We start from the raw sequence: 1,044 nt of genomic DNA, 5'->3' as shown, positions 1-1,044 counted from the left end.
CACTTCCAGCACAAGTGCGACATCTGTTCAAGTTTCCTTCGGTCACTTTCACAGTGTCTTCTTTGCCGTGGGCGGCTGGTGAGCCAGGGTACTACTTGGTTAATCATCCTAGCACCCTTGCGCTGAGGAAGCTCACTGCGTAGCATTACTTGTAGACGCAAGCGCATCATGGGGTCTCACCTATGCCTCTGCTCCCACAGGAGTCTTCATGTATTTCCTTCGCTAGTTTTCGCATCTATTTCAATTACGTTACCAGTCCTCTAAAGGCTTAACAATAATAACTTAATTGACTAAAATTTCTCTTTGGGGTTTAGTGTAAATAGTTATGTCCCAGATTCTTTTTTGCTGCAATTTTACTTACAAGATATATCTAAAGAGATTTTCGCATAAAATGTATTAAATTATATACGGGAGGGGTTTAATCATGTACAACAAGTCCAGTCACATAGAACACCCAATGGAAGGCAAGACGTATATAAGTTTAGATAAGAATTATAAGTATAAAAAGGTGAAAGTACTGGAACACAAGGAAGAAGTATATGACTATTCTGGTAATGATAAACCATTAAGTTTGATCGTATATAAAGTTTTGGAACCCCTTGAAGTTAAGGGGAATGTGGATATTGATATTTTGGAAAAGTTTATAGCAAACTTTATTAATGAAAAATCGGTGAAAAGCAGTGTGAAAGTTAGTGAATTATAGTCAATAAGTAAATGATAAAAGAACATTTCCTCAGTTGTTGTGAGGGGGTGTTCTTTTTTTATAGGTTAACAAATAGCTCCAAGGCTCTGCGCTTTTCTGAAAAGCAAGCAGAGATGTCTAGCTCCGAGCGCCTGCGACTAGCGAAGGCACTTCAAAGAAATACTTCTTTGTCCTTTGTGCCGAGTAATCGCAGGCACAAGACTTCCTTCGCCTCTGTACGATAAAGAAGACTTGCCGATTGGTGATACCAGAGGCTTAGTCGCACTTATACCCTTGTGGTGAAAGTCAACATCGACTCCGATATAAAGGAAGGCCGACTAAAAGCGGACTTTGCGTCCAAC

Annotated in this window: 1 protein-coding gene; it reads left to right on the top strand. The window is 39.9% G+C overall.

Translation table 11 applies throughout. The features are described 5' to 3' along the window. Positions 1-424 precede the first annotated feature (424 nt). Positions 425-703 carry a hypothetical protein gene (locus BUB12_RS17425; protein WP_072892175.1) on the top strand — a complete coding sequence of 93 codons (279 nt, stop codon included), beginning with the start codon at positions 425-427 and terminating at the stop codon, positions 701-703. Positions 704-1,044: the final 341 nt, after the last annotated feature.

The sequence above is a fragment of the Ornithinibacillus halophilus genome (assembly GCF_900129485.1).
Lineage (GTDB): Bacteria > Bacillota > Bacilli > Bacillales > Amphibacillaceae > Ornithinibacillus > Ornithinibacillus halophilus.
This window is presented reverse-complemented; position numbering and strand designations above follow the sequence as displayed.